Genomic DNA, 23,880 nt, shown 5'->3' on the forward strand with positions numbered 1-23,880 from the left:
GTGTGCTCAGTCTTGGCGCACGAAATAGTCATAACGCATGGAAACCGTGACCTCGAACGGCTCGGGCTGGTCGATCACCCGTGCACGTTTTTCTGCGCTGGCGCGCCAGCCGTGCGGGGTCATGGCCAGCAGGTCGGCGCGGGCCTTGGGCGCGGCCAGGCTCAGGCGGAACTCAAGGGTTTCGCTATGGGCATGGGCCATGCCTTCGGGCACCAGGGCCAGGTGCTTGTCGTCGGCGTAAGGGCGCACTTCATCGTAGAGCACCTCACGCAGTTGCATCAGGTGGCCGCTGGTCGGGCCAACGCGCATCAGGCCGCCGCCGGGGCTGAGCAGGCGCTTGGCCTCGGCCCAGTCCAGCGGGCTGAACACGCTGGCGATGAACTGGCAACTGGCGTCGGCCAGCGGAACGCGAGCCATGCTGGCGACCATCCAGGTCACCTCTGGCGCCCGACGGCAGGCACGCTTGACCGCCTCGCGAGAGATGTCCAGGGCGTAACCCTCTGCGTTTGGCAGGGCCTCGGCCAGTTGCGCGGTGTAGTAACCCTCGCCGCAGCCAATATCCAGCCAGGCACCGGGCTGGCGCTCGGCGGCCAGCTCGGCCAGGCGACGGGCCACGGGGGCGTAATGGCCGCCATCGAGGAAGTTGCGGCGAGCCTCGACCATGGCCTGGTTGTCACCCGGGTCGCGGCTGTTCTTGTGCTGTACCGGCAGCAGGTTCAGGTAACCCTGGCGGGCGCGGTCGAAGCGGTGGCCTGCCGGGCAGGCCACACCGTTGTCGAGCCGGCTCAGCGGCGCCTGGCAAAGGGGGCAGGCAAGCATCAGGCGAGCAACCGGACCAGGGTCTGGTAGTAGATTTCTGTCAGCAGGTCGAGGTCGCTGGCCAGGATCCGTTCATCCACCTGGTGGATGGTGGCGTTGACCGGGCCCAACTCGACCACCTGGGTACCCATGGTGGCGATGAAGCGGCCATCGGAAGTGCCGCCACTGGTCGAGGGCTCGGTTTCGCGGCCGGTAACCCCTTTGATACTGGCTGCCACCGCGTCCAGCAGTTCGCCCGGTTCGGTGAGGAACGGCAGCCCAGACAGGGCCCAGTCAATCGACCAGTCCAGCTCGTGCTTGTCGAGAATCGCCGACACCCGGGCCTGCAGGCCTTCGACGGTGGACTCGGTAGAGAAGCGGAAGTTGAACAGCGCGGTCAGCTCGCCCGGAACCACGTTGGTAGCACCGGTACCGGAATTGAGGTTGGAGATCTGGAAGCTGGTTGGCGGGAAAAACGCATTGCCTTCGTCCCAGTGCTCGGCAGCCAGCTCGGCCAGGGCCGGGGCGGCCAGGTGGATCGGGTTGCGCGCCAGGTGCGGGTAGGCGACATGGCCCTGCTTGCCGCGCACGGTCAGTTTGGCGCCGAGCGAACCACGGCGGCCGTTTTTCACCACGTCACCCAGCAGGGTGGTGCTGGAAGGCTCGCCGACAATGCACCAGTCCAGGCGCTCGTTGCGGGCTTTCAGACGCTCGACAACGGCCTTGGTGCCATGGTGGGCCGGACCTTCTTCGTCGCTGGTGATCAGGAAGGCCACCTTGCCGCGGTGGTTCGGGTAGTCCTGCACGAAGCGCTCGCTGGCAATCACCATCGAGGCCAGGCTGCCTTTCATGTCGGCAGCGCCGCGGCCACAGAGCATGCCGTCAGCGTCGATCAGGGCCTCGAACGGCTCGTGCTGCCATTGCTGTACCGGGCCGGTAGGCACCACGTCGGTGTGGCCAGCGAAGCACAGCACCGGGCCATCCTGGTTGCCGTGGCTGGCCCAGAAGTTGTCGACGTCTTCAATGCGCATCGGCTCCAGCTGAAAACCGACGGCGCCCAGACGGTTCATCATCTGCGCCTGGCAATCGGCGTCGACAGGGGTGACCGAGGGGCGACGGATCAGGTCGCAGGCCAGTTGAAGGGTAGGCGAGAGCTCGGCAGGGGCCGTCATGGGGAACTCCGGGGCAAGGCAAGGCGGGGAAATCTGAGGGGCGTTATCTTATATCAAACCGATGTGGCAGTGGGGCCGCGTTGCGGCCCATTCGCGGCACAAGGCCGCTCCCACCAGGATGACCGCCGCCCATCAGGCATGTGCATTACCTGTGGGAGCGGCCTTGTGCCGCGAATGGGCTGCAAAGCAGCCCCGGCAATCTCAAGCCTGCTGCGCTTCGGCAGCCTTTTCTGCGGGCTTGGGCAGCGACGACAGGAACGCCATCACCAGCGCTGCCACATAAGGCAACGACTGCACCAGCAACATCGCCACCCAGAAGCGCATGTCCGAACTCGGCAGCCCCTGCACCAGGTAGATACCCAACGCCGCGCCCCACAGCAGCAACATGATGAACAGCTCTTCCCGCGCTTCGGAGATCGCCACCAGCAACCCATGGCTGTCGGCATTCTTCGGCGTGCGGAAGAACGGCATGCTGCTGGTGAAGAAACCGTACAGCACCGCCTTGGCGATGGTGTGCGACAGCGCCAGCCCCGCCAGCGCCGCAGCAAAGGCATCCTTCATGTTCACCCCTACCGCACGGCGGTAGAGGAAGACGATCTTGCCAACCTTGAAGAAGAACAGCGCCAGCGGCGGGATGGCGAAGATCATCAGCGGCGGGTCGACCCGGTGCGGCACGATGATCATCGCGGCCGACCACAACAGCGCGCCGACGGTGAAGAAGATGTTCATGCCATCGGCGATCCACGGCAGCCAGCCTGCCAGGAAGTGGTAGCGTTGGCCACGGGTCAGCTCGCTGCCCTTGCCGCGCAACAAGGCGCCGGCGTGGTGCTTGATGATCTGGATGGCGCCGTAGGCCCAGCGGAAGCGCTGCTTCTTGAAGTCGATGAAGGTGTCGGGCATCAGGCCCTTGCCGTAGCTGTTATGGGCGTAGGCTGCCGACAGGCCTTTCTCAAACACGCGCAGGCCCAGTTCGGCGTCCTCGCAGATACACCACTCGGCCCAGCCCAGCTCTTGCAGCACGCTGCGCCGGGTCATGGTCATGGTGCCGTGCTGGATGATTGCGTCACGGTCGTTGCGGGTGACCATGCCAATGTGGAAGAAGCCCTTGTACTCGCTGTAGCACAGCTTCTTGAACGCGCTTTCGTGCTGATCGCGGTAGTCCTGCGGCGACTGCACCACGGCAATTTTCGGGTCGGCGAAGTGCGGGACCATGTGCTTGAGCCAGTTGCGGTCGACGCAGTAGTCCGAGTCGATCACCGCAATCACTTCGGCGTCCTTGGCGGTGTGGGGAAGCAGGTAGTTCAGCGCGCCGCCCTTGAAACCGGCCAGGGGCGCAACGTGGAAGAACTTGAAGCGTTCGCCAAGCTTCTCGCAGTGGGCCTTGAGCGGTTCCCACACGGCCGGGTCCTTGGTGTTGTTGTCGATCACCAGCACTTCGTAATCGGGGTAGTCGAGCGCGGCCAGGGCGTCGAGGGTCTGCTTCACCATCTCTGGCGGCTCGTTGTAGCACGGCACATGCACCGATACCTTGGGGCGGTAGGCGCTGTCGGTCTGCACCGGCAGGAACTCGCGGCGGCGCTTGTGTATCCACACCGCCTCGGCCAGCTCATGCGCCTCGGTCAGCAGTACGATGAACACGCCCAGTGCACCGAGCGCCAGTAACACGCCCACGGTCAGGCTGAACCAGGTGCTGTATTGCTGGCTGTAGTCGTAGGCGATCCACACCAGCACCGACCCGCACAGGAAGGTGATGAAGGTCAGGAACGTACGGCCGCGCTGGCGCAGGGCCGAGCCGTCGATGAACAGCACCATCAGGGCAATCATCGCCAATACCACCGAGGCCACCGCCAAGGCACGCCACTGCGGGATCGCCACCACCGGCCCCTCGAAGTTGAACTTCTGCTGGCGCTCGGCGTTGTAGACGCCCCAGTAGGCACCTACCGAGCCTTCGTCGCTGGCCTTCCACGGCTGGTCATAGGCTTCGATGACAAAGTAGTTGTAGCCGCGGCGGTTGAGGGTGTTGACCAGGGTGCGCAGGTAGATGGCCTGGTCAGCCTGGGTGGCATCGGCGCCGCCGCGCATGCGGCCGTTGCTCGGCCAGCCGACTTCCGACAACAGCAGCGGCTTACGCGGGAACTGGTGCTTCAGCTCACGCGCCCGGTCGAGTACGAACTCGACCGAGTCTTTCATTGGCACGAATTCCCAGTAGGGCAGGATGTGTGCGGCAATCAGGTCGACATGCTTGGCCAGCTGCGGGTTTTCTTTCCAGATGTGCCATTGTTCGCTGGTGGTCACGGGTACCTTGACCGCGGCACGCACCCGGTCCAGGTACTGGATGAGGTTCTCCGGTGTGACTTCTTTGCGGAACAGCGCCTCGTTGCCAACAACAACCCGCACGACGCTGCGCGAATTGTTGGCCAGCTCGATGGCCGTGGCGATTTCACGCTCGTTGCGCTCCAGGTCCGGGCTGATCCAGATGCCCAGCGTCACCCGCAAGCCGAATTCCTCGGCCAGCCGCGGGATATCTGCCTGGGTACCCTCCACGGTGTAGATACGGATACTGTCGGTCAGTTTGCTCAGTTGCTCCAGGTCCTGACGCATTTCTTGGTCATTGGGGTACTGGCCCTTCTGCGGGCTTTCGCCCAGGCGGAATGGCGAATACGAGAAACCGGAGATCTGTTCTGGCCAGGCAGGCGCGGAAACCGGGCGATTGATCAGTGCCCAGAACCCGGTGAACAACGCGGCGATGGCCAGGACCACGACCAGGTTCAGGCCGAATTTACGTGAAGACATTGTCGTCCATTTGTGTCGAAGAGATAGGACATTAAAGCAGGGTTGGCAGTCTCTTTCCTAACGATGCAGGCCATGGGCCCGCTGGCATATAATGCGCGCCGGTTTTTTGGGGTATGAACATGAGCACAGAAGATCCACGCTTTGCCGGCGTCGCCCGGCTGTATGGCGACCACGGGCTGCAGCGCCTGGGTCAGGCCCATGTGGCCGTGGTGGGGATTGGCGGGGTCGGCTCGTGGGTGGCCGAAGCGTTGGCGCGTAGCGGCGTGGGCGAGATCACCCTGTTCGACCTGGACGATGTCTGCGTCAGCAACACCAACCGCCAGGCCCATGCCCTGGAAGGGCAGGTGGGGCGACCGAAGGTCGAGGTAATGGCCGAGCGTCTGCGGGCAATCAACCCGGGGTGCGTGGTGCATGCAGTGGCTGATTTCGTCACCCGCGAGACCATGGTCGAGTACATCACCGAAAACCTCGATTGCGTGATCGACTGCATTGACAGCGTCATGGCCAAGGCAGCGCTGATTGCCTGGTGCCGTCGGCGCAAGATCGCCATCGTTACCACCGGTGGCGCCGGCGGGCAGATCGACCCGACCCAGATCCAGATCGCCGACCTCAACAAGACCTTCAACGACCCGCTGGCCTCGCGGGTGCGCTCGACCCTGCGCCGCGACTACAACTTCTCGCGCAATGTCAGCCGCAACTATGGCGTGCCATGCGTGTTTTCCAGCGAACAGCTGCGTTACCCCAAGGGGGATGGCAGCGTGTGCCTGCAGAAAAGCTTCGTTGGCGAAGGCGTGCGGCTGGACTGCTCGGGTGGTTTCGGTGCGGTGATGATGGTGACCGCGACTTTTGGCATGGTGGCGGCGAGCAAGGCGATAGAAAAACTGGTGGCGGGGGCGCGCCGACCGTCGGAGCGGGTCAAGCCCGAATAGAACGCGCCGGCTGCTTCGCGGGCCTGCCCGCGGAGCAGCCGGGGCCACTTCAGCGGTCGGACGCCAATTCCGCCATCCGCTGCAACACCGCATGCAGCCCATTGCTGCGCGACGGCGACAATTGGCGCTCCAGCCCAAGCTCGGTAAACCACTCGCGCAGATCGATCCCGGCCAGCTCCTCGCTGGGCATTCCCTGCACCCGCACCAGCAACAGCGCCAGCAGCCCACGCAACAAACGGGCATCGCTGCTGGCCTTGAACCGCCACGTTCCCTCGACCTGCTCGGCCACCAGCCACACCAGGCTTTCGCAGCCATGCACCCGGTTGGCCTCGGTCTTTTCGGTGTCAGCCAGCGGCTCCAGGCGATCACCCCACTGCATCAACAGCCGGGCACGCTGTTCCCAGCCCTTGCCCTGTTGAAAAGCTTCCAGCGCTTGAAGCGTCTGAGCCGACAGGTTCATTGCAACAACTCCAGGCCTTGGTCCAGTGCTGCAAAGAATCGCTGCAGGTCATCGCTGTCGTTGTACAACCCCAGCGATACCCGTATCGCGCCCTCCAGCCCCAGCCCTTTCAGCAGGGGCATGGCGCAGTGATGCCCGGCACGTACGGCAATGCCCTGCTCGGTGAGCAGGTGGGCGATGTCGGCATTGTGCACGCCCTCAATCACGAAACTGGCCAGGGCCGTCTGGGGCGCACCCAGCACCCGCACCCCCTCACGGTCCGCCAGGCCGCGCAGCAAGTGCTGATGCAAGCTGTTTTCGTGGGCTTCTACCGCTTGGGCATCGAGGCTGGCCAGGTAGTCCAGGGTGGCGCCCAGGCCGATTACCCCGGCAATTGGAGGTGTGCCTGCTTCAAAGCCCAGTGGCGCCGGGCGGAAGCTGGCGCCTTGGTAGTCGGCCAGTTGCACCATCTCGCCACCGAACTGCCAGTGGCGCAGCAGCTCCAGGGCCTGGCTGCGGCCGTAGAGCACGCCGACTCCATCCGGGCCATACAGCTTGTGGCTGGAGAACACATAGAAGTCGCAGCCCAGTTGTTGCACGTCATGGCGGCCATGCACTACGCCTTGAGCACCATCGACCACGGTCACGGCACCTTGGGCACGGGCATGCGCCAGCAAGGCGGGCAGCGGCTGCCAGGTGCCGAGCACGTTGGACAACTGACTGACTGCGAGCACCCGGGTGCGCGGGCCGATCAATTGCAGGGCCTGGTCCAGGTCGATGCGGCCTTGGGTATCCAGCGGTAGCACCACCAGGCGCAGGTTGCGCCGCTGGGCCAACTGTTGCCAAGGCAGCAGGTTGGCATGGTGCTCCAGGGCACTGACGGCAATCTCGTCACCGGCCTCGAAACGGTGTTCCAGCCCATAGGCCAGCAGGTTCAGTGCCGAGGTGGCGCCGTGGGTGAACACGACCTGCCGTGAGTCAGCGGCGTTGAGCCAGGCGGCAACCTTGTCGCGGCTGGTTTCGAAGGCCTGGGTCGCCAATGCGCCAGGCAAGTGCTGGGCGCGGTGCACGTTGGCCGCGCCATGGCCGTAGTAATGGCTCAGGGCATCGAGCAGGGCTTGCGGCTTCTGGGTGGTGGCGGCGCTGTCCAGATAGGTCTGGTGCTGCCGTTGCAGGGCGGCGATGGCTGGGAAGTCGGCACGCCAGGGAGAGGGCTGGAACATGTTTGCGAGGCCTGGAATGAAAATCGGGTCTGGTGCGTTGGCGCCAGACCCGATCTTAACACCTCAAACCCGGCAAGGTTCTCAGTTGTGAGCGTGCAGCGCTTCGTTCAGCTCGATGGCCGACTTGTGGGTCTTGCACTCCACCGCGCCGTTCAGCGAGTTGCGGCGGAACAGCAGGTCGGTCTGGCCGGCCAGGTCGCGGGCCTTGACCACTTTGACCAGCTCGTTGTTTTCGTCCAGCAGGTTCACCTTGGTGCCGGCAGTGATGTACAGGCCAGCCTCGACGGTGTTGCGGTCGCCCAGTGGGATGCCGATACCGGCGTTGGCGCCGATCAGGCAGCCTTCACCAACCTTGATGACGATATTGCCGCCACCGGACAGGGTGCCCATGGTCGAGCAGCCGCCGCCCAGGTCAGAGCCCTTGCCGACGAATACGCCCGCGGAAACGCGGCCTTCGATCATGCCCGGGCCTTCGGTGCCAGCGTTAAAGTTGACGAAGCCTTCGTGCATGATGGTGGTGCCTTCGCCAATGTAGGCGCCCAGGCGCACACGAGCGGTGTCGGCGATACGCACGCCGGCCGGGACCACGTAGTCGGTCATTTTCGGGAACTTGTCCACCGAGAACACTTCCAGCAGTTCGCCCTTCAGGCGCGCTTCCAGTTGCAGCTCAGCCAGTTCGCTCAGGTCTACCGCGCCCTGGTTGGTCCAGGCCACGTTCGGCAGCAGCGGGAAGATGCCGGCCAGGCTCACGCCATGCGGCTTGACCAGGCGGTGCGACAGCAGGTGCAGCTTGAGGTAGGCCTCTGGGGTGGAGGTCAGTGCGGCGTCTTCGGCCAGCAGGGTGGCGACCAGCGGCTTGTGGCTTTCGGCCAGGCGGGTCAGCAGGGCGGCCTGGGACGCGTCGACGCCTTTCAGGGCTTCGGCCAGTTGTGCGGCCTGGGCGTTGCTGAAGGCGATGGCCTGGTTGCCACCTTCGTAACCGAGAACAGGGGCTACTGCAGCAACCAGTTCGGCGCTCGGGTTGAGCAGCGGTTGTGCGTAGAACACTTCCAGCCAGGCGCCCTGGCGGTTCTGGGAGCCGACACCGAAGGCCAGGCTGAACAGGGTATTGGACATGTGATTACCTCGTGCGAAATAGGGTAGGGGCTCAGGCCAGGGCAGCGGCGTACAGGTCGGGCTTGAAGCCAACCAGGGTACGCGCGCCAAGGTCGAGCACCGGGCGTTTGATCATCGACGGCTGGGCCAGCATCAGCTCGACGGCCTTGGCCTGGTCGAGGTCGGCCTTGCTGGCGTCGTCCAGCTTGCGGAAGGTGGTGCCGGCACGGTTGAGGATGACTTCCCAGCCGTGTTCGTCGCACCAGCGGTTCAGGCTGTCACGGTCGATGCCTTGGGTTTTGTAATCGTGGAATTCGTAGGCGATGGCTTTGTCTTCGAGCCAGGTACGCGCCTTTTTCATGGTGTCACAGGCTTTGATGCCGTAGAGCGTGTAGGTCATTGTGTACATTGGGGATACAGGTTGCCCCAATCTCTCCGTTTTTCGATGTCAGTCGCGGGATTATGCGGGAACGAAACAGTGAGCGCCACGGGTGTGCTTGCCTTGCGCCTCGCAGTGTGTCGGAGATCCGGCGCCGCAGGACCCGAGTGACGCATGCTCAGGCGAGAGGAGGTCCGCGCGCCGCCATCGCCATAAGTATCATCGTGTTACATATTCCGCCGTCACCTGCGACTATCGTGCAGCGGCCCCACGCTCTCGGTCGCCGCTAACATATTGTTTCAATGGCGATGTTTCGCCTTGCTACCGTTTCTGGTTTACAAAGGAAGCTTTCCCGGATGCAGTCCGCCTACACCGTCCTCATCCTGCTGACGCTGGTCAGCCTGTCGAAGCTGGTCGGCCGCATGATTCCGCTGCCCTTGCCGCTGGTGCAGATCGCTGCCGGAGCCTTGCTGGCCTTGCCGACCCTGGGCCTGCATGTAGCCCTGGACCCGGAGTTGTTCCTGTTCCTGTTCTTGCCGCCGCTGCTGTTCGCCGACGGCTGGCGCATCCCCAAGCGTGAGTTGTGGCGCATTCGCGGGCCAGTGGTGGCGCTGGCCGTCGGGTTGGTGCTGTTCACCGTGGTCGGGGCTGGCTACTTCATTCACTGGCTGCTGCCGAGCATCCCCCTGCCGGTGGCCTTCGCCCTCGCGGCGGTGCTGTCGCCGACCGATGCCGTGGCGGTATCGGCCATTGCCCAGGACCGCCTGCCCACTCCGCTGATGCACATGTTGCAGGGGGAGGCCCTGATGAACGATGCATCGGGCCTGGTGACCTTCAAGTTCGCCCTGGCGGCGGCGATCACCGGGGTGTTCTCGCTGACCGATGCAAGCTTCAGCTTTGTGCTGGTCGCGCTTGGCGGGCTGGCGGTGGGTGTGGGCCTGAGCTGGCTGGTGGGCCGCCTGCGCGCGTGGATGATCGCGCGCGGCTGGGACGACCCCGCCACCCACGTGGTGTTCATGCTACTGCTGCCGTTCGCGGCCTACGTGCTGGCCGAGCGCCTGGGCGTTTCGGGCATCCTTTCGGCGGTGGCAGCCGGCATGATGCAAAGCTGGCTCGACCTGCTGCCACGCCAGACCAGCACCCGCCTGCTCAACCGTAGCGTCTGGTCGCTGCTGGAGTTCGCCTTCAATGGCCTGATCTTCCTGCTACTGGGCCTGCAGTTGCCGGACATCATCAAGGCGGTGGTCAGCCACGAGGCTACCGTCTGGCCGACCCTGGCCTACCGCTGTCTGGACGTGGTGGCGATCTTTGCTGCGCTGATCCTGCTGCGGTTCATCTGGGTGCAGAGCATCTGGCGTTCGATCGGTGTGGTGCGTCGCTGGCGTGGCAAGCCGGCGCTGGTGCTGATGCCTACGGCGCGCTCCTGCTGGCTGCTGACCCTGGGCGGAGTGCGCGGTGCGGTGACCCTGGCGGGTGTGATGTCGGTACCGTTGCTGATGGGCGCGGGCAAGGCCTTCCCTGAGCGAGACTTGCTGATTTTCATTGCCGCCGGGGTGATCCTGCTGTCGTTGATCAGCGCCTGCATCGCGCTGCCGATGTTACTGCGCGGGGTGACCAAGAGCCCGGACGAGCGCTTGCACCAGGAAGTGCAGGAAGCCTGGCGGCGTACGGCCGAGGCGGCGATTCATGCCTTGGAAGCCGAGGAGGTGATCGACGCCACTGCCCCGCAAGATGCTGCTCAGGCGACCCTGGCAACCGAGCTGAAGGCACGGTTGATGGCTGAGTACCGGGATGAGCTGGACAGTTACAACGACAGTGCCGAGGCCAAGGCCCTGGCCGAACAGATGGACTTGCTGGAGCGGCGTTTACGCCTGCGTGCGCTGAGGGCGCAGCGGCTGGAGTTGTATAACCTGCATCGCCAGCACCAGGTGGGGGATGAGGTGGTGCGGCAGGTACTGGGGGAGCTGGATATGAGTGAGGCGAACCTGGGGCAGGTCAAGTAGACCTCATCGCTACCATTCGCGGGCAAGCCCGCTCCCACAGGTTCTCTATTGCATTTGAGGTTGCTGGAGACCTGTGGGAGAAGTCGTTGCTGCCATTCGCGGGGCAAGCCCGCTCCCACAGGTTCTCTATGGCATTTGAGGTTGCTGGAGACCTGTGGGAGCGGGCTTGTCCCGCGAATGGGGCGCAAAGCGCCCCCGGTGCAGTTAGCGGTTTTGCAGGAAGGCGCGAATCCGCTCTGCCGCCTCGATGCACTCGGCCAGCGGTGCAACCAGGGCCATGCGCACGCGCCCGGCACCCGGGTTCACGCCAGCCACTTCACGCGACAGGTACGACCCCGGTACCACGGTCACATGCTGGGCTTCGAACAGGTCGCGGGTGAACTCGGCATCACAGCCCGGCACCTTGGCCCACAGGTAGAAGCTGCCATCCGGGCGTTGCACGTCCATCACCGGCTGCAGGATGTCCAGCACGGCATCGTACTTGGCGCGGTACTGGTCGCGGTTCTCGCGTACATGCGCCTCATCTTGCCAGGCGGCGATGCTGGCCAGCTGGGTCTGCACCGGCATGGCGCAACCGTGGTAGGTACGGTAGAGCAGGAACGGCTTGATGATCTTGGCATCGCCAGCCACGAAGCCCGAGCGCAGACCTGGCAGGTTGGAGCGCTTGGACAGGCTGTGGAACACCACGCAGCGCGCAAAATCGCTACGGCCCAGCTCGGCGCAGGCGCTCAGCAGGCCCGGTGGCGGCGCATCCTCGTCGAAGTACAGCTCGCTATAGCACTCATCGGCCGCAATCACGAAGTCATGTTCGTCGGCCAGGGCAATCAGCTTTTTCAGGGTAGCCATGGGCACCAGTGCGCCCGTCGGGTTGCCTGGCGAGCACAGGAACAGGATCTGGCAACGCTGCCACACCTCGGCCGGTACGGCGTCGAAGTCCGGATTGAAACCGTTGTTTTCCAGGCACGGCAGGTAGTGCGGGGTGGCGCCGGCCAGCAGCGCTGCGCCTTCGTAGATCTGGTAAAACGGGTTGGGGCTGACCACCAGGCCGTCATCGGCGCGGTTGACCACCGCCTGGGTGAAGGCGAACAGCGCTTCACGGGTGCCATTGACCGGCAGGATGTGGCGGTCGGCGTCCAGCCAGCCGGTCGGCACGCCAAAGCGCCGCTCGCACCATTGGCCGATGGCCTGGCGCAGGGCTGGCAGGCCGATGGTGCTGGGGTACACCGCCAGCTTGTCGAGGTTGTCGGCCATGGCCTGGGCGACGAATGCCGGCGATTCGTGCTTCGGCTCACCGATCGACAGGGCGATGGCGCGTTTGTCCGCCGCAGGCTTCACGCTGCCCAGCAGGGCGCGGAGCTTCTCGAACGGGTAGGGCTGAAGCTGGGTCAAGGCATGGTTCATCGGCGCAAGGTCTCGTCAATCGTCTAATCGTTAAATGGTCACGCGGGTCGGGCTGGTGTCGCTACCTTGGCCGGCTTGTAGCTGCTGCACGATGGCCTCCTGCAGGCGGCTGCACAGTTGCGGGTCAGACAGCGGCTGGTTGTCGGCATCGGTGATGAAGAACACGTCCTCCACCCGTTCGCCGAGGGTGGCGATCTTGGCGTTTTGCAGCGACAGGTCGAACTCCAGGAAGATCCGCCCCAGCCGGGCCAGCAGGCCCGGGCGGTCAGGGGCGGTGATTTCAAGGATGGTCACCGGCCGTTGGGCATCGTTGAGGATGGTCACCTGCGGCGGGAAGTCGAAATGCTTGAGCTGGCGCGGCACCCGGCGCTGGATGATGGTCGGGTAGTCTTCGGGGTTGCGCAGGGCTTCGGTCAGGCCGTCGCGAATCTGCCGGACCCGCTGCGGGTTGTCGCCGATCGAGCCGCCGTCGTTGTCCAGTACGATATAGGTGTCGAGGGTGAACTGGCTGCTCGAGGTGATGATCCGCGCGTCGTGAATGTTCAGGTTCAGCTGCGACATGGCCGCCACTGTCACGGCGAAGAAGTCGTGCTGGTCGGGGGCGTAGATGAAGATCTGGGTGCCACCCTCGAACTCGCGCTGGGTGGTTTCCTTGATCAGTACCAGAGGCCCGCCATCGGCTGGTTGCTGCAGGATCGCGTCACTGTGCCAGGCCACATCGGCGGCGGTGTGCTTGAGGAAGTAGTCATCACCCAGCTGCGACCACAACTGCTCGACGTCGTCCGGGTCGGTACCCTCGCGCACCAGGATGTCCAGCGCTGCAGATTGGGTCTGGCGAATCTGCTCTTCGCGGTCCAGCGGGTTCTCCAGGCCGCGGCGCAGGGCGCGCTTGGTCTCGGTGTAGAGCTGGCGCAGCAGGCTGGCTCGCCACGAGTTCCACAGGCTGGGGTTGGTGGCGTTGATATCGGCCACTGTCAGCACGTAGAGGTAGTCCAGGCGTGTCTCGTCGCCCACGTGCAGGGCAAAGTCGTTGATTACCTGCGGGTCGGACAGGTCCTTGCGCTGGGCGGTGGTCGACATCACCAGGTGGTTCTGCACCAGCCAGACGATCAGCCGGCTGTCCCATGCCGGTAGCTGGTGGCGTTCGCAGAACTTCTGCGCATCGACTGCGCCGATTTCCGAGTGGTCGCCTTGGCGGCCCTTGCCGATGTCATGGTAAAGGCCGGCCAGGTAGATCAGCTCGGGCTTGGGCAGGCGGCCCATGAGCTTGCTGGCCAGCGGGAATTTTTCGGATACTGGCGTGTATTGCAGCTTGCGCAGGTGCTTGATGAGGTTGAGCGTGTGCGCATCGACCGTATAGATGTGGAACAGGTCATGCTGCATCTGCCCCACGATCAGGCCGAATTCCGGCAGGTAGCGCCCAAGAATGCCGTAGCGGTTCATCCGCCGCAGGTTGCGGTGGATGCCGATTTCGCATTTGAACAGCTCGATGAACAGGCTGGTGTTGCGGATATCGGTGCGGAAGGTGTCGTCGATCAGGTGCCGGTGCTCGCGCAGCAAGCGCACGGTGTCGGCACGCACGCCCTTGATTTCAGGGTGCTGGGCCATTAGCACGAAGATTTCCAGCATGGCGAACGGCGTACGCTTGAAGACGTTCGGTTGGCTGGCTTCTATATAGCCGTCATGCAGGCGGAAGCGCGCGTTCAGCGGCTGAGTGCTGCTGCTTTCCTCGTCGGCGAGAATGACTTCTTCGAAGTGCTGGATGATCAGGTCGCACAGCTGGCTGATGCTCATCACCACCCGGTAGTACTGCTGCATGAACTGCTCGATTGCCCGCTTAGGGTTGTCGTCGCTGTAGCCCAACAGTGCGGCCAGGCTCCGCTGGTGGTCGAACAGTAGGCGGTCCTCGGCGCGCCCGGCCAGCATGTGCAGGGCGTAGCGTACCTTCCACAGGAAGTCCTGGGACGAAGCCAGCAGTTCATTCTCGCTTTCCAGCAGGAAGCCTTCGCCGGCCAGTGCGTGCAGGTTCAGCGTACCGTATTGGCGCCGGGCGACCCACAGCACGGTCTGGATGTCGCGCAGGCCGCCGGGCGAGCCCTTGACGTTGGGCTCGAGGTTGTACTCGGTGTCGTTGTACTTGTGGTGGCGGGCCTTGAGCTCGGCACGCTTAGCCAGAAAGAACTCCTTGCTTGGCCACATGTGCGCGGTGCTGGTGACTTCCAGCATGCGTTGGCGCAAGGCCTCGGGGCCGGCAATGGTGCGGCTTTCCATCAGGTTGGTGATCACCGTCAGGTCGGCGCGGGCCTGTTCGGCGCATTCGTCGACCGTGCGTACGCTCTGGCCCACTTCCAGGCCAATGTCCCACAGCAGGGTCAGAAAGCGTTCGATGGCGTCACGGTACTGCTCGTGCTCGGCGGCACCCAGCAGGATCAGCAGGTCGATGTCAGAATGCGGGTGCAGTTCACCGCGCCCGTAACCGCCCACCGCGACCAGGGCGATGCCACTTTGGTCACCCCAGTCGAACTGGTTCCACGCCTGTTGCAGGATATTGTCGACCAGCCAGGCGCGGGCCTCGATCAGCGGGCGGATTTCGCTGCCAGCGCGAAAACGCTTGTCGAGCACCTCGCCGGCCAGGCGGATGGCTTTCTTGAAGGCGGCGATAGGGCTCGCCTTGAGTGCCAGTTCCGCCTGGAACTGGCCGCGGTCGAACAGCTCGGGGTCCACCTGGGGCATCGCGTCACGTTCCTGTCGTGGGAGTGGTCTACCGGGGGCGGTCAGGCCGAAGTGCGCGGGATGGTGTCGTCCTTGCGCAGGGTGAAGATCTCGTAGCCGGTCGCAGTCACGACCAGGGTGTGTTCCCACTGCGCCGAGAGCTTGCGGTCCTTGGTGATGGCGGTCCAGCCGTCGCCCAGCACCTTGGTGTCGGCCTTGCCCTGGTTGATCATCGGCTCGATGGTGAAGGTCATGCCTTCTTTCAGTTCCATGCCGGTACCGGCGCGGCCGTAGTGGAGGATCTGCGGTTCTTCGTGGAACACCTTGCCGATGCCATGGCCGCAGAACTCGCGCACCACCGAGAAACCGTTCTTTTCCGCGTGCTTCTGGATCACTTCACCGATGTCACCCAGGCGGCAGCCCGGCTTGACCAGCTCGATGGCCTTGTACATGCATTCCTGGGTCACCTTGGACAGGCGCTCGGCCCATACCGGTACGGTGCCCACGTGGAACATGCGGCTGGTGTCGCCGTGGTAGCCGTCCTTGATCACGGTGATGTCGATGTTCAGCGTGTCGCCGTCCTTGAGCGGCTTGTCATTGGGGATGCCGTGGCAGACTACATGGTTGATCGAGGTGCAGATCGACTTCGGATAGCCCTTGTAGTTGAGCGGCGCCGGGATGGCCTGCTGAACATTGACGATATAGTCATGGCAGAGGCGGTCGAGCTCTTCGGTGGTGACACCGGGCTTGACGTGTTCTTCGATCATTTCCAGCACTTCGGCGGCCAGGCGGCCAGCGATGCGCATCTTCTCGATGTCTTCTGCGGTCTTGATGGTGACGGTCATTACAGGCTCTCTACGGCGCCGTGCACGGCGCTAACAAACGGGAAAGGCCGGATTCTAGCAGAGCAGGGCGCCGATCGGTCGGGATAAAGGCGGCCATGCTGCTGTCTACAGCTGGCATTCTGGCGCGAAAGCCGGGGTGCTGCAAAAGCCGCTGACGGACGCAACAGTATCCGGGTTCCGTTCGGCTGCGGTCTGTGGTATAAAATGCGCCGCTTTCGGGGACGACCCCGTCAGCACTCAAACCCACACACGTGTCGACACGATGACCTGGGTGCCCCGAGTTGCAGAACTCGCGGGTTGGTCATTGGGATACGTGGAGGCCCAACCCGACTTATCAAGGAACTATCATGTCCCAAGTCAACATGCGCGATATGCTGAAGGCCGGTGTGCACTTCGGCCACCAGACCCGTTACTGGAACCCGAAAATGGGCAAGTACATTTTCGGCGCGCGTAACAAGATCCACATCGTCAACCTGGAAAAAACCCTGCCAATGTTCAACGACGCCCTGTCGTTCGTTGAGCGCCTGGCCCAGGGCAAGAACAAGATCCTGTTCGTCGGCACCAAGCGTTCCGCCGGCAAGATCGTCGCCGAGCAGGCTGCTCGTTGCGGTTCGCCATACGTTGACCACCGTTGGTTGGGCGGCATGCTGACCAACTACAAGACCATCCGCGCTTCGATCAAGCGTCTGCGCGACCTGGAAACCCAGGCCGAAGACGGCACTTTCGCCAAGCTGACCAAGAAAGAAGCACTGATGCGCTCCCGCGACCTGGAAAAACTGGATCGCAGCCTGGGCGGCATCAAGGACATGGGCGGTCTGCCAGACGCTCTGTTCGTTATCGACGTTGATCACGAGCGCATCGCGATCACCGAAGCCAACAAGCTGGGCATCCCGGTTATCGGCGTTGTCGATACCAACAGCAGCCCTGAAGGTGTTGACTACATCATCCCGGGTAACGATGACGCCATCCGCGCTATCGAGCTGTACATGACTTCGATGGCTGACGCAGTCATCCGTGGCCGCAACAACGTTGCCGGCGGCACCGAAGTTTACGCTGAAGAAGCGGCTGCACCTGCTGCTGAGTAATAGGCGCTAGCGTCTACTTGGCACGCAAAAAGGGGGCTCTGCCCCCTTTTTGCCACCTTGAAATCCTGCTGTCAGCATCGTCCCCGCATCATGGGCCTGCTGAACTGAAAACAGCGGATTTGCAGAATTTAACGCCCGTGAACAACGGGTGGAATGGTTGAAAAACTTTCCAAGAGGATTTTGAAATGGCAGCAATTACTGCAGCGCTGGTCAAAGAACTGCGCGAGCGTACCGGCGAAGGCATGATGGATTGCAAAAAGGCCCTGGAAAAGGCCGGCGGCGACATCGAGAAAGCCATTGACGACATGCGTGCCTCGGGCGCCATCAAGGCCGCCAAAAAGGCTGGCAACGTCGCTGCTGAAGGCGCTATCGCGGTCAAGACCGACGGTAAATCCGCCGTTCTGCTGGAAGTGAACTCGCAGACCGACTTCCTGGCCCTGCAAGACGACTTCAAAAACTTCGTTGCTGAAAGCCTGGAAGAAGCCTTCGCCCAGAAGCTGACCGACGCTGCTCCGCTGATCGCCTCGCGTGAAGCTGCTCGTGAAGCCCTGGTTGCCAAGTGCGGCGAGAACGTCAACATCCGTCGCCTGGTGCGCGTTGAGGGTGACGTTGTCGGTGCTTACCTGCACGGCAACAAGATCGGTGCCGTTGTTGTCCTGAAAGGCGGCGACGTCGAGCTGGCCAAGAACATCGCCATGCACGTTGCAGCGTCGAACCCTGAGTTCCTGGATTCGTCGGAAATCTCCGCCGAGGCCATCGAGCGCGAGAAGGGTGTCTTCCTGCAGCTGAACGCTGACAAGATCGCCGGCAAGCCGGAAAACATCGTTGAGAACATGATCAACGGTCGTATCACCAAGTTCAAGGCCGAAGCCTCGCTGAAAGAGCAAGCCTTCGTCATGAACCCGGAAGTTAAGGTTGGCGAGCTGGCCAAGAAAGCCGGTGCTGAAATCGTTTCCTTCACCTACTTCAAGGTAGGCGAAGGCATCGAGAAGCCAGTCGACGACTTCGCTGCTGAAGTTGCCGCTCAGGTAGCTGCTGCCAAGCAGTAAGACAGCCCCGTCTGTCGCCCCAAAGAGGCTGCCCGCTCACGCGCGCAGCCTCTTTGTCAAAGCGGAGGGGGGTTTATCCGATGCCCTCTTCGCTGGCACCAAAACGGTGCCACGCTACAGTTAGCAGGCTGCAAACAGCCCGCACGAATTTTCTAAAAGTACGCCGCAGGAGAGACTCGCAATGGCTCAGCAGGTGAGTGGTCGCCAACCTCGCTATAAACGCATTTTGCTCAAACTTAGCGGCGAGGCCCTGATGGGCTCGGAAGACTTCGGGATCGACCCGAAAGTGCTGGATCGCATGGCCCTTGAAGTTGGCCAGTTGGTAGGGATCGGTGTTCAGGTCGGCCTGGTGATCGGTGGGGGCAACCTGTTCCGCGGCGCCGCGCTCAGCGCAGCCGGCATGGATCGCGTTACGGGTGACCACATGGGCATGCTCGCCACCGTGATGAACGGCCTGGCAATGCGCGACGCGCTGGAACGCTCGAACATCCCGGCCCTGGTCATGTCGGCCATTTCCATGGTCGGTGTCACCGATCATTACGATCGTCGCAAAGCTATTCGCCACCTCAACTCCGGGGATGTGGTAATTTTCTCCGCCGGTACCGGCAACCCGTTCTTCACCACCGACTCCGCGGCGTGCCTGCGTGCCATCGAAATCGATGCTGACGTGGTGCTGAAGGCGACCAAGGTCGATGGTGTGTACACTGCCGATCCATTCAAGGATCCGCACGCCGAGAAGTTCGATCACCTGACCTATGACGAGGTCCTGGATCGCAAACTGGGTGTGATGGACCTGACCGCAATCGTCCTGTGCCGCGACCACGGGATGCCATTGCGGGTATTCAACATGAACAAGCCTGGCGCCCTGCTGAACATCGTGGTGGGTGGCGCTGAAGGTACTCTGATCGAGGAAGGCCAAGCATGATCAACGACATCAAGAAAAGCGCGCAGGAGCGCATGGGCAAGTCCATCGAGGCCCTGGCTCGTAACCTGGCGTCCATCCGCACCGGTCGTGCTCACCCGAGCATCCTGGACAGTGTCAAGGTGACTGCGTGGGGCAGCGAGATGCCGCTGAACCAGGTGGCTGCGATCACCGTCGAAGACGCCCGCACCCTGAAGATCGTCGCCCACGACAAGAACCTCAGCGCTGCCATCGAGAAGGCCATCCTCACTTCTGACCTGGGTCTGAACCCGTCCAGCGCTGGTACCACCATCCGTGTACCGATGCCGGCCCTGACCGAAGAAACCCGCAAGGGCTACACCAAGCAGGCCAGCGGCGTTGCCGAGGATGCCAAGGTGGCGGTGCGCAACGTGCGTCGCGACGCCCTGGCCGACCTGAAAAAGCTGACCAAGGACAAGGAAATCAGCGAAGACGAAGAACGTCGCGCAGCGGACGAAATCCAGAAGCTGACCGACAAGTTCATTGCTGAAGTCGATGCTGCCTACAAAGCCAAGGAAAAGGACCTGTTGGCCGTCTAAGGCCGGGGTTTTTTAATGGAAAAGACCAAGCCAGCGGCGCCGTCCTCGGTGCCGCGTCATGTCGCGATCATCATGGATGGCAACAACCGCTGGGCGAAAAAACGCCTGCTGCCCGGCGTTGCCGGGCACAAGGCGGGTGTCGACGCCGTTCGCGCGGTCATCGAAGTTTGTGCCCAGTCCGGGGTCGAGGTGCTGACCCTGTTCGCCTTCTCCAGCGAAAACTGGCAGCGCCCGGCCGAAGAGGTGGGTGCGTTGATGGAGCTGTTCTTCTCGGCACTGCGCCGTGAGGCCAGGCGCCTCAACGAGAACAACATCAGCCTGCGCATCATCGGTGACCGCTCGCGGTTTCACCCTGAGCTGCAGGCTGCCATGCGCGAGGCCGAAGCACAGACCGCCGGCAGCAACCGCTTCATCCTGCAGATCGCGGCCAACTACGGTGGCCAGTGGGACATCGCCCAGGCCGCCCAGCGGCTGGCGCGGGAAGTGCAAGCCGGGCACCTGCGCCCGGAAGACATCACCCCAGGCCTTTTGCAGACCTGCCTGGCAACCGGCGAGCTGCCGCTGCCGGACCTGTGCATCCGCACCGGTGGCGAGCACCGCATCAGCAATTTCCTGCTGTGGCAGCTGGCTTATGCCGAGTTGTACTTCTCCGACCTGTACTGGCCGGACTTCAAACACGAGGCCATGCGCAATGCCCTGGCCGATTTCGCTTCGCGCCAGCGCCGCTTCGGTAAGACCAGCGAGCAGGTCGAGGCTGGAGCTCGTGCTTAATGCTTAAACAACGCATCATTACTGCGCTGATCCTGCTGCCGATCGCGCTGGGCGGTTTCTTCCTGCTCAACGGTGGGGATTTCGCCCTGTTCATCGGCTTCGTGGTGACCCTCGGCGCCTGGGAGTGGGCGCGCCTGGCCGGGCTGATGGCCCAGCCGCTGCGCATCGCCTATGCCTTGGTGGTTGCCGGGGCGCTGATGCTGCTATACATCCTGCCGGAACTGGCGCCGTGGGTGCTGGGTGCTGCGGTTATCTGGTGGGGGCTGGCCACCTGGCTGGTCCTCACCTACCCGCGTACCAGCGAGCTGTGGGCCAGTGCCGCTTGCCGCTTGCTGATCGGCCTGCTGGTATTGCTGCCTGCCTGGCAGGGGCTGGTGCTGCTCAAGCACTGGCCGCTGGGCAACTGGCTGATTCTCTCGGTCATGGTGCTGGTATGGGCCGCCGACATTGGCGCGTACTTTTCTGGCAGGGCGTTCGGCAAGCGCAAGCTGGCCCCGCAGGTCAGCCCGGGCAAAAGCTGGGAAGGTGTGTATGGAGGTCTGGCGGTCAGCTTGCTGATTACCCTGGGTGTCGGCATCAGCCGCGGCTGGGGCTTTGGCCAGATTCTGCTGGGCCTGCTGGGCGCCGCGTTGCTGGTGATGGCTTCTGTGGTGGGTGACTTGACCGAGAGCATGTTCAAGCGCCGGTCCGGCATCAAGGACAGCAGCAACCTGTTGCCTGGCCATGGCGGCGTGCTTGATCGCATCGACAGCCTCACGGCAGCGATCCCGATCTTTGCCGTGCTGTTGTGGGCTGCCGAATGGGGTGTGATGTGAGTCGCCCGCAGCGTATTACCGTGCTCGGTGCCACCGGCTCGATCGGCCTGAGCACGCTGGATGTGGTTGCCCGTCACCCAGATCGCTACCAAGTGTTCGCCCTCAGCGGTTATTCGCGTATCGACGAGCTGTTGGCATTGTGTGAGCGTCATCGCCCGGCGTTTGCCGTGGTGCCAAGCGCCGAGGCTGCTGAGCGGCTGCGCGCTGGCTTGGTTGCGGCTGGCTCTACCACCGAAGTGCTGGAAGGCGAGGCCGGGCTTTGCCAGGTGGCCTCGGCGTCAGAAGTGGATGCAGTGATGGCGGCCATTGTCGGTGCCGCTGGGCTGCGCCCGACGCTGGCAGCCGTAGAGGCCGGCAAGAAGGTGTTGCTGGCCAACAAGGAAGCGCTGGTCATGTCGGGCGCGCTGTTCATGGACGCAGTGCGGCGCAGTGGTGCCGTACTGTTGCCGATCGACAGCGAGCATAACGCGATCTTCCAGTGCATGCCCGGCGACTATGCCCGTGGCCTGAGTGCCGTGGGTGTGCGCCGGATCCTGCTTACCGCCTCCGGTGGCCCGTTCCGCGAGACGCCGGTCGATGCCCTGCTGGACGTGACCCCGGAGCAGGCTTGTGCGCACCCGAACTGGTCCATGGGGCGCAAAATCTCTGTCGATTCGGCCAGCATGATGAACAAAGGTCTGGAGCTGATCGAAGCCTGCTGGTTGTTCGATGCCGCGCCGGCCAAGGTCGAAGTGGTGGTGCACCCGCAGAGCGTGATCCACTCGCTGGTCGACTACGTGGACGGTTCGGTACTGGCGCAGCTGGGCAACCCGGACATGCGTACACCGATCGCCAATGCCTTGGCCTGGCCTGAACGGATCGATTCCGGCGTGGCGCCGCTGGACCTGTTCGCCATCGCCCGTCTGGATTTCCAGTCGCCCGACGAACAACGCTTCCCTTGCCTGCGCCTGGCGCGGCAGGCTGCCGAGGCTGGCAACAGTGCGCCCGCCGTACTCAATGCAGCCAACGAAGTGGCCGTCGAGGCATTTCTTGGGCGGCGTATTCGCTTTCCCGAGATCGCGAGTATGATCGAACAGGTGCTCGGCCAGGAACCCGTCGTGCCCTTGCCGTCGCTGGACGCGGTGTTTGCCGCCGACCAGCGTGCCCGGGAGCTTTCCCGTGAGTGGCTGAGGCGTCACGGTCGCTGATGCAGGCCCGCCATGGTTCGTGAGGTGCCCGCGCGTGACGCCGGCCCGCTGAACATCATTCGGAGATGGACATGACAGCGCTCTACATGATTATCGGCACCCTCGTGGCCTTGGGTGTGCTGGTCACCTTCCACGAATTCGGCCACTTCTGGGTGGCGCGTCGCTGCGGGGTCAAGGTGCTGCGTTTCTCGGTGGGCTTCGGCATGCCGCTGTTGCGCTGGCACGACCGCCACGGCACCGAGTTCGTGGTGGCCGCGATTCCGCTGGGCGGCTATGTGAAGATGCTCGACGAGCGCGAGGGCGATGTGCCGCCAGCGTTGGCCGGGCAATCGTTCAACCGCAAGTCGGTACGCCAGCGTATCGCCATTGTGGCCGCGGGCCCTATTGCCAACTTCCTGCTGGCCATCCTGTTCTTCTGGGTGCTGGCGATGCTGGGTACCCAGCAGATTCGCCCGGTGATAGGTGCGGTCGATACTGGCAGCCTGGCAGCATCGGCTGGCCTGACCGCAGGCCAGGAAATCGTATCCATCGACGGCAAACCGACCAGCGGTTGGTCGGCGGTCAACCTGCAACTGGTTCGCCGTCTCGGCGAGAGCGGCACGCTGCAGGTTGGCGTGCGCGACGAAGGTGCCACGGCCGAGCGCCAGTTACAGGTGAAACTGGACAGCTGGCTGAAAGGTGCCGATGAGCCGGACCCGATCCAGTCCCTCGGTCTGCACCCCTGGCGCCCGGCTATCGTGCCAGTGCTCGCCGAAATCGATCCCAAGGGGCCGGCTGCCGCTGCGGGCCTGAAGACCGGTGACCGGCTGCTGGCAGTCGATGGCGCGGCCGTGACCGAATGGCAGCAGGTCGTCGATAGCGTGCGTGCCCGCCCGGATGCCAAGGTGGTAGTGCGCGTGGAGCGCGATGGTGCTGCCCTTGAGGTGCCGGTAACCCTGGCCCGTAAAGGCGAGGGTAAGGCGGCTGGTGGCTATCTGGGTGCCGGGGTAAAAGGCGGCGAATGGCCTGCCGACATGCTCCGTGAAGTCAGCTACGGCCCGCTGGATGCGGTAGGTGAAGGCTTGTCGCGCACTTGGAACATGAGCGTCCTGACCCTTGAATCGCTGAAGAAAATGCTGTTCGGGGAGCTCTCGGTAAAAAACTTGAGTGGACCGATAACCATTGCTAAAGTGGCGGGCGCTTCAGCCCAGTCCGGCGTCGGGGATTTCCTGAATTTCCTTGCCTACCTGAGCATAAGCCTGGGGGTTCTTAACCTGCTGCCCATTCCTGTACTGGATGGGGGGCATTTGCTGTTTTACCTGGTCGAGTGGGCGCGCGGTCGTCCGCTCTCGGATCGGGTGCAAGGTTGGGGGGTCCAGATCGGTATCAGTTTGGTCATAGGGGTGATGTTGCTCGCCCTGATCAACGATCTGGGTCGACTATAAAGCTTCGCTCAATTGCGAACCTTCCGTGTTATCGCGGTGGGTTGTTTATTGCCAGTTGGAATAAAAGGACTTCATGAAACGTCTGCTGCTAACTGCGGTCATGTCCGCACTGATGATCGCTGAAGTTCACGCCGAGTCCTTCACCATCTCCGATATTCGCGTCAACGGCCTGCAGCGGGTTTCCGCCGGCAGCGTGTTCGGTGCCTTGCCGCTGAACGTCGGTGACCAGGCCGATGACCGCCGTCTGGTGGACTCGACCCGTTCCCTGTTCAAGACCGGGT

The 23,880-nt window shown here is 63.2% G+C and carries 20 protein-coding genes and 1 pseudogene; 11 read left to right on the plus strand and 10 right to left on the minus strand.

The annotated features are described in order from the left end of the window. Positions 1 to 6: 6 nt before the first annotated feature. From OO258_RS25265 to OO258_RS25275, 3 genes are all read right to left on the minus strand, one after another. Positions 7 to 819 (minus strand): putative RNA methyltransferase, encoded by an 813-nt coding sequence (locus OO258_RS25265; RefSeq protein WP_266034083.1) that lies wholly within the window; start codon positions 817 to 819, stop codon positions 7 to 9. Continuing rightward, the gene (dapE, locus tag OO258_RS25270; protein ID WP_110747017.1) at positions 819 to 1,970 is read right to left on the minus strand and encodes a succinyl-diaminopimelate desuccinylase; all 1,152 of its coding nucleotides are present in this window, start codon (positions 1,968 to 1,970) and stop codon (positions 819 to 821) included. Before dapE ends, OO258_RS25265 begins: the two co-directional genes overlap by 1 nt. 201 nt (positions 1,971 to 2,171) lie before the next feature. Then, the gene (locus OO258_RS25275) at positions 2,172 to 4,763 is read right to left on the minus strand and encodes a glycosyltransferase (RefSeq protein WP_266034086.1); all 2,592 of its coding nucleotides are present in this window, start codon (positions 4,761 to 4,763) and stop codon (positions 2,172 to 2,174) included. Positions 4,764 to 4,882: 119 nt separating this feature from the next. Between OO258_RS25275 and tcdA the strand changes: the two genes are divergently transcribed. Continuing rightward, positions 4,883 to 5,692, plus strand: a complete 810-nt coding sequence (gene tcdA / locus OO258_RS25280; RefSeq protein ID WP_266034089.1) for a tRNA cyclic N6-threonylcarbamoyladenosine(37) synthase TcdA — start codon at positions 4,883 to 4,885, stop codon at positions 5,690 to 5,692. A 49-nt stretch (positions 5,693 to 5,741) separates the two neighbouring features. Here the strand turns inward: tcdA and OO258_RS25285 are convergent, their stop codons facing one another. The 4 genes from OO258_RS25285 to OO258_RS25300 form a co-directional block, all read right to left on the minus strand. Next, on the minus strand, positions 5,742 to 6,152 hold the full coding sequence (locus OO258_RS25285; protein ID WP_266034092.1) for a SufE family protein: 411 nt from the start codon (positions 6,150 to 6,152) through the stop codon (positions 5,742 to 5,744). Beyond that, entirely contained in the window at positions 6,149 to 7,354 is a 1,206-nt protein-coding gene (locus OO258_RS25290) for a cysteine desulfurase (protein ID WP_266034094.1), read from the minus strand. Before OO258_RS25290 ends, OO258_RS25285 begins: the two co-directional genes overlap by 4 nt. A gap of 81 nt (positions 7,355 to 7,435) precedes the next feature. Continuing rightward, a complete protein-coding gene (gene dapD, locus OO258_RS25295) occupies positions 7,436 to 8,470 on the minus strand; it encodes a 2,3,4,5-tetrahydropyridine-2,6-dicarboxylate N-succinyltransferase (RefSeq protein ID WP_110747006.1) in 1,035 nt (344 codons plus the stop codon). Between the two features lie 31 nt (positions 8,471 to 8,501). Further along, complete coding sequence (locus OO258_RS25300) at positions 8,502 to 8,849, minus strand: ArsC family reductase (protein WP_003252272.1); 348 nt, start codon at positions 8,847 to 8,849, stop codon at positions 8,502 to 8,504. Between the two features lie 335 nt (positions 8,850 to 9,184). Between OO258_RS25300 and OO258_RS25305 the strand changes: the two genes are divergently transcribed. Continuing rightward, entirely contained in the window at positions 9,185 to 10,831 is a 1,647-nt protein-coding gene (locus tag OO258_RS25305) for a Na+/H+ antiporter (protein ID WP_266034097.1), read from the plus strand. Between the two features lie 204 nt (positions 10,832 to 11,035). Here the strand turns inward: OO258_RS25305 and dapC are convergent, their stop codons facing one another. From dapC to map, 3 genes are read right to left on the minus strand one after another with little or no spacing between them, the layout of a single operon-like run. Further along, positions 11,036 to 12,232, minus strand: coding sequence for a succinyldiaminopimelate transaminase (gene dapC / locus OO258_RS25310; RefSeq protein ID WP_266034100.1), 1,197 nt, complete (start codon positions 12,230 to 12,232; stop codon positions 11,036 to 11,038). A gap of 30 nt (positions 12,233 to 12,262) precedes the next feature. Then, positions 12,263 to 14,965, minus strand: a complete 2,703-nt coding sequence (locus tag OO258_RS25315) for a [protein-PII] uridylyltransferase (protein WP_266034103.1) — start codon at positions 14,963 to 14,965, stop codon at positions 12,263 to 12,265. Positions 14,966 to 15,006: 41 nt separating this feature from the next. Further along, positions 15,007 to 15,789, minus strand: coding sequence for a type I methionyl aminopeptidase (gene map / locus OO258_RS25320; protein WP_110746996.1), 783 nt, complete (start codon positions 15,787 to 15,789; stop codon positions 15,007 to 15,009). Between the two features lie 347 nt (positions 15,790 to 16,136). On the opposite strand from map, the gene rpsB reads away from it, so the two are divergent. From rpsB to OO258_RS25365, 9 genes and pseudogenes are all read left to right on the plus strand, one after another. Then, positions 16,137 to 16,874 (plus strand): 30S ribosomal protein S2, encoded by a 738-nt coding sequence (gene rpsB, locus OO258_RS25325; RefSeq protein WP_003252287.1) that lies wholly within the window; start codon positions 16,137 to 16,139, stop codon positions 16,872 to 16,874. Between the two features lie 185 nt (positions 16,875 to 17,059). Continuing rightward, positions 17,060 to 17,923 carry a translation elongation factor Ts gene (tsf, locus tag OO258_RS25330; RefSeq protein WP_012270835.1) on the plus strand — a complete coding sequence of 288 codons (864 nt, stop codon included), beginning with the start codon at positions 17,060 to 17,062 and terminating at the stop codon, positions 17,921 to 17,923. A 181-nt stretch (positions 17,924 to 18,104) separates the two neighbouring features. Beyond that, positions 18,105 to 18,848, plus strand: coding sequence for a UMP kinase (gene pyrH / locus OO258_RS25335; RefSeq protein WP_012270836.1), 744 nt, complete (start codon positions 18,105 to 18,107; stop codon positions 18,846 to 18,848). Next, positions 18,845 to 19,402, plus strand: coding sequence for a ribosome recycling factor (gene frr / locus OO258_RS25340; protein WP_110746994.1), 558 nt, complete (start codon positions 18,845 to 18,847; stop codon positions 19,400 to 19,402). Before pyrH ends, frr begins: the two co-directional genes overlap by 4 nt. Before the next feature lie 15 nt (positions 19,403 to 19,417). Then, positions 19,418 to 20,173, plus strand: coding sequence for a polyprenyl diphosphate synthase (gene uppS, locus OO258_RS25345; protein ID WP_110746992.1), 756 nt, complete (start codon positions 19,418 to 19,420; stop codon positions 20,171 to 20,173). Continuing rightward, positions 20,173 to 20,988: a phosphatidate cytidylyltransferase gene (locus OO258_RS25350; RefSeq protein ID WP_266034113.1), complete on the plus strand. Its 816-nt coding sequence runs from the start codon at positions 20,173 to 20,175 to the stop codon at positions 20,986 to 20,988. The genes uppS and OO258_RS25350 overlap by 1 nt, the downstream gene beginning before the upstream one ends. After that, positions 20,985 to 22,175: a 1-deoxy-D-xylulose-5-phosphate reductoisomerase gene (gene ispC / locus OO258_RS25355; protein WP_266034115.1), complete on the plus strand. Its 1,191-nt coding sequence runs from the start codon at positions 20,985 to 20,987 to the stop codon at positions 22,173 to 22,175. The genes OO258_RS25350 and ispC overlap by 4 nt, the downstream gene beginning before the upstream one ends. Positions 22,176 to 22,246: 71 nt before the next feature. Then, positions 22,247 to 23,599: an RIP metalloprotease RseP gene (rseP, locus tag OO258_RS25360; RefSeq protein WP_266034119.1), complete on the plus strand. Its 1,353-nt coding sequence runs from the start codon at positions 22,247 to 22,249 to the stop codon at positions 23,597 to 23,599. Between the two features lie 73 nt (positions 23,600 to 23,672). Beyond that, positions 23,673 to 23,880 (plus strand): annotated as a pseudogene (locus OO258_RS25365) (outer membrane assembly protein); the annotation flags it as partial.

This window comes from Pseudomonas sp. DCB_BI (assembly GCF_026240995.1).
Lineage (GTDB): Bacteria > Pseudomonadota > Gammaproteobacteria > Pseudomonadales > Pseudomonadaceae > Aquipseudomonas.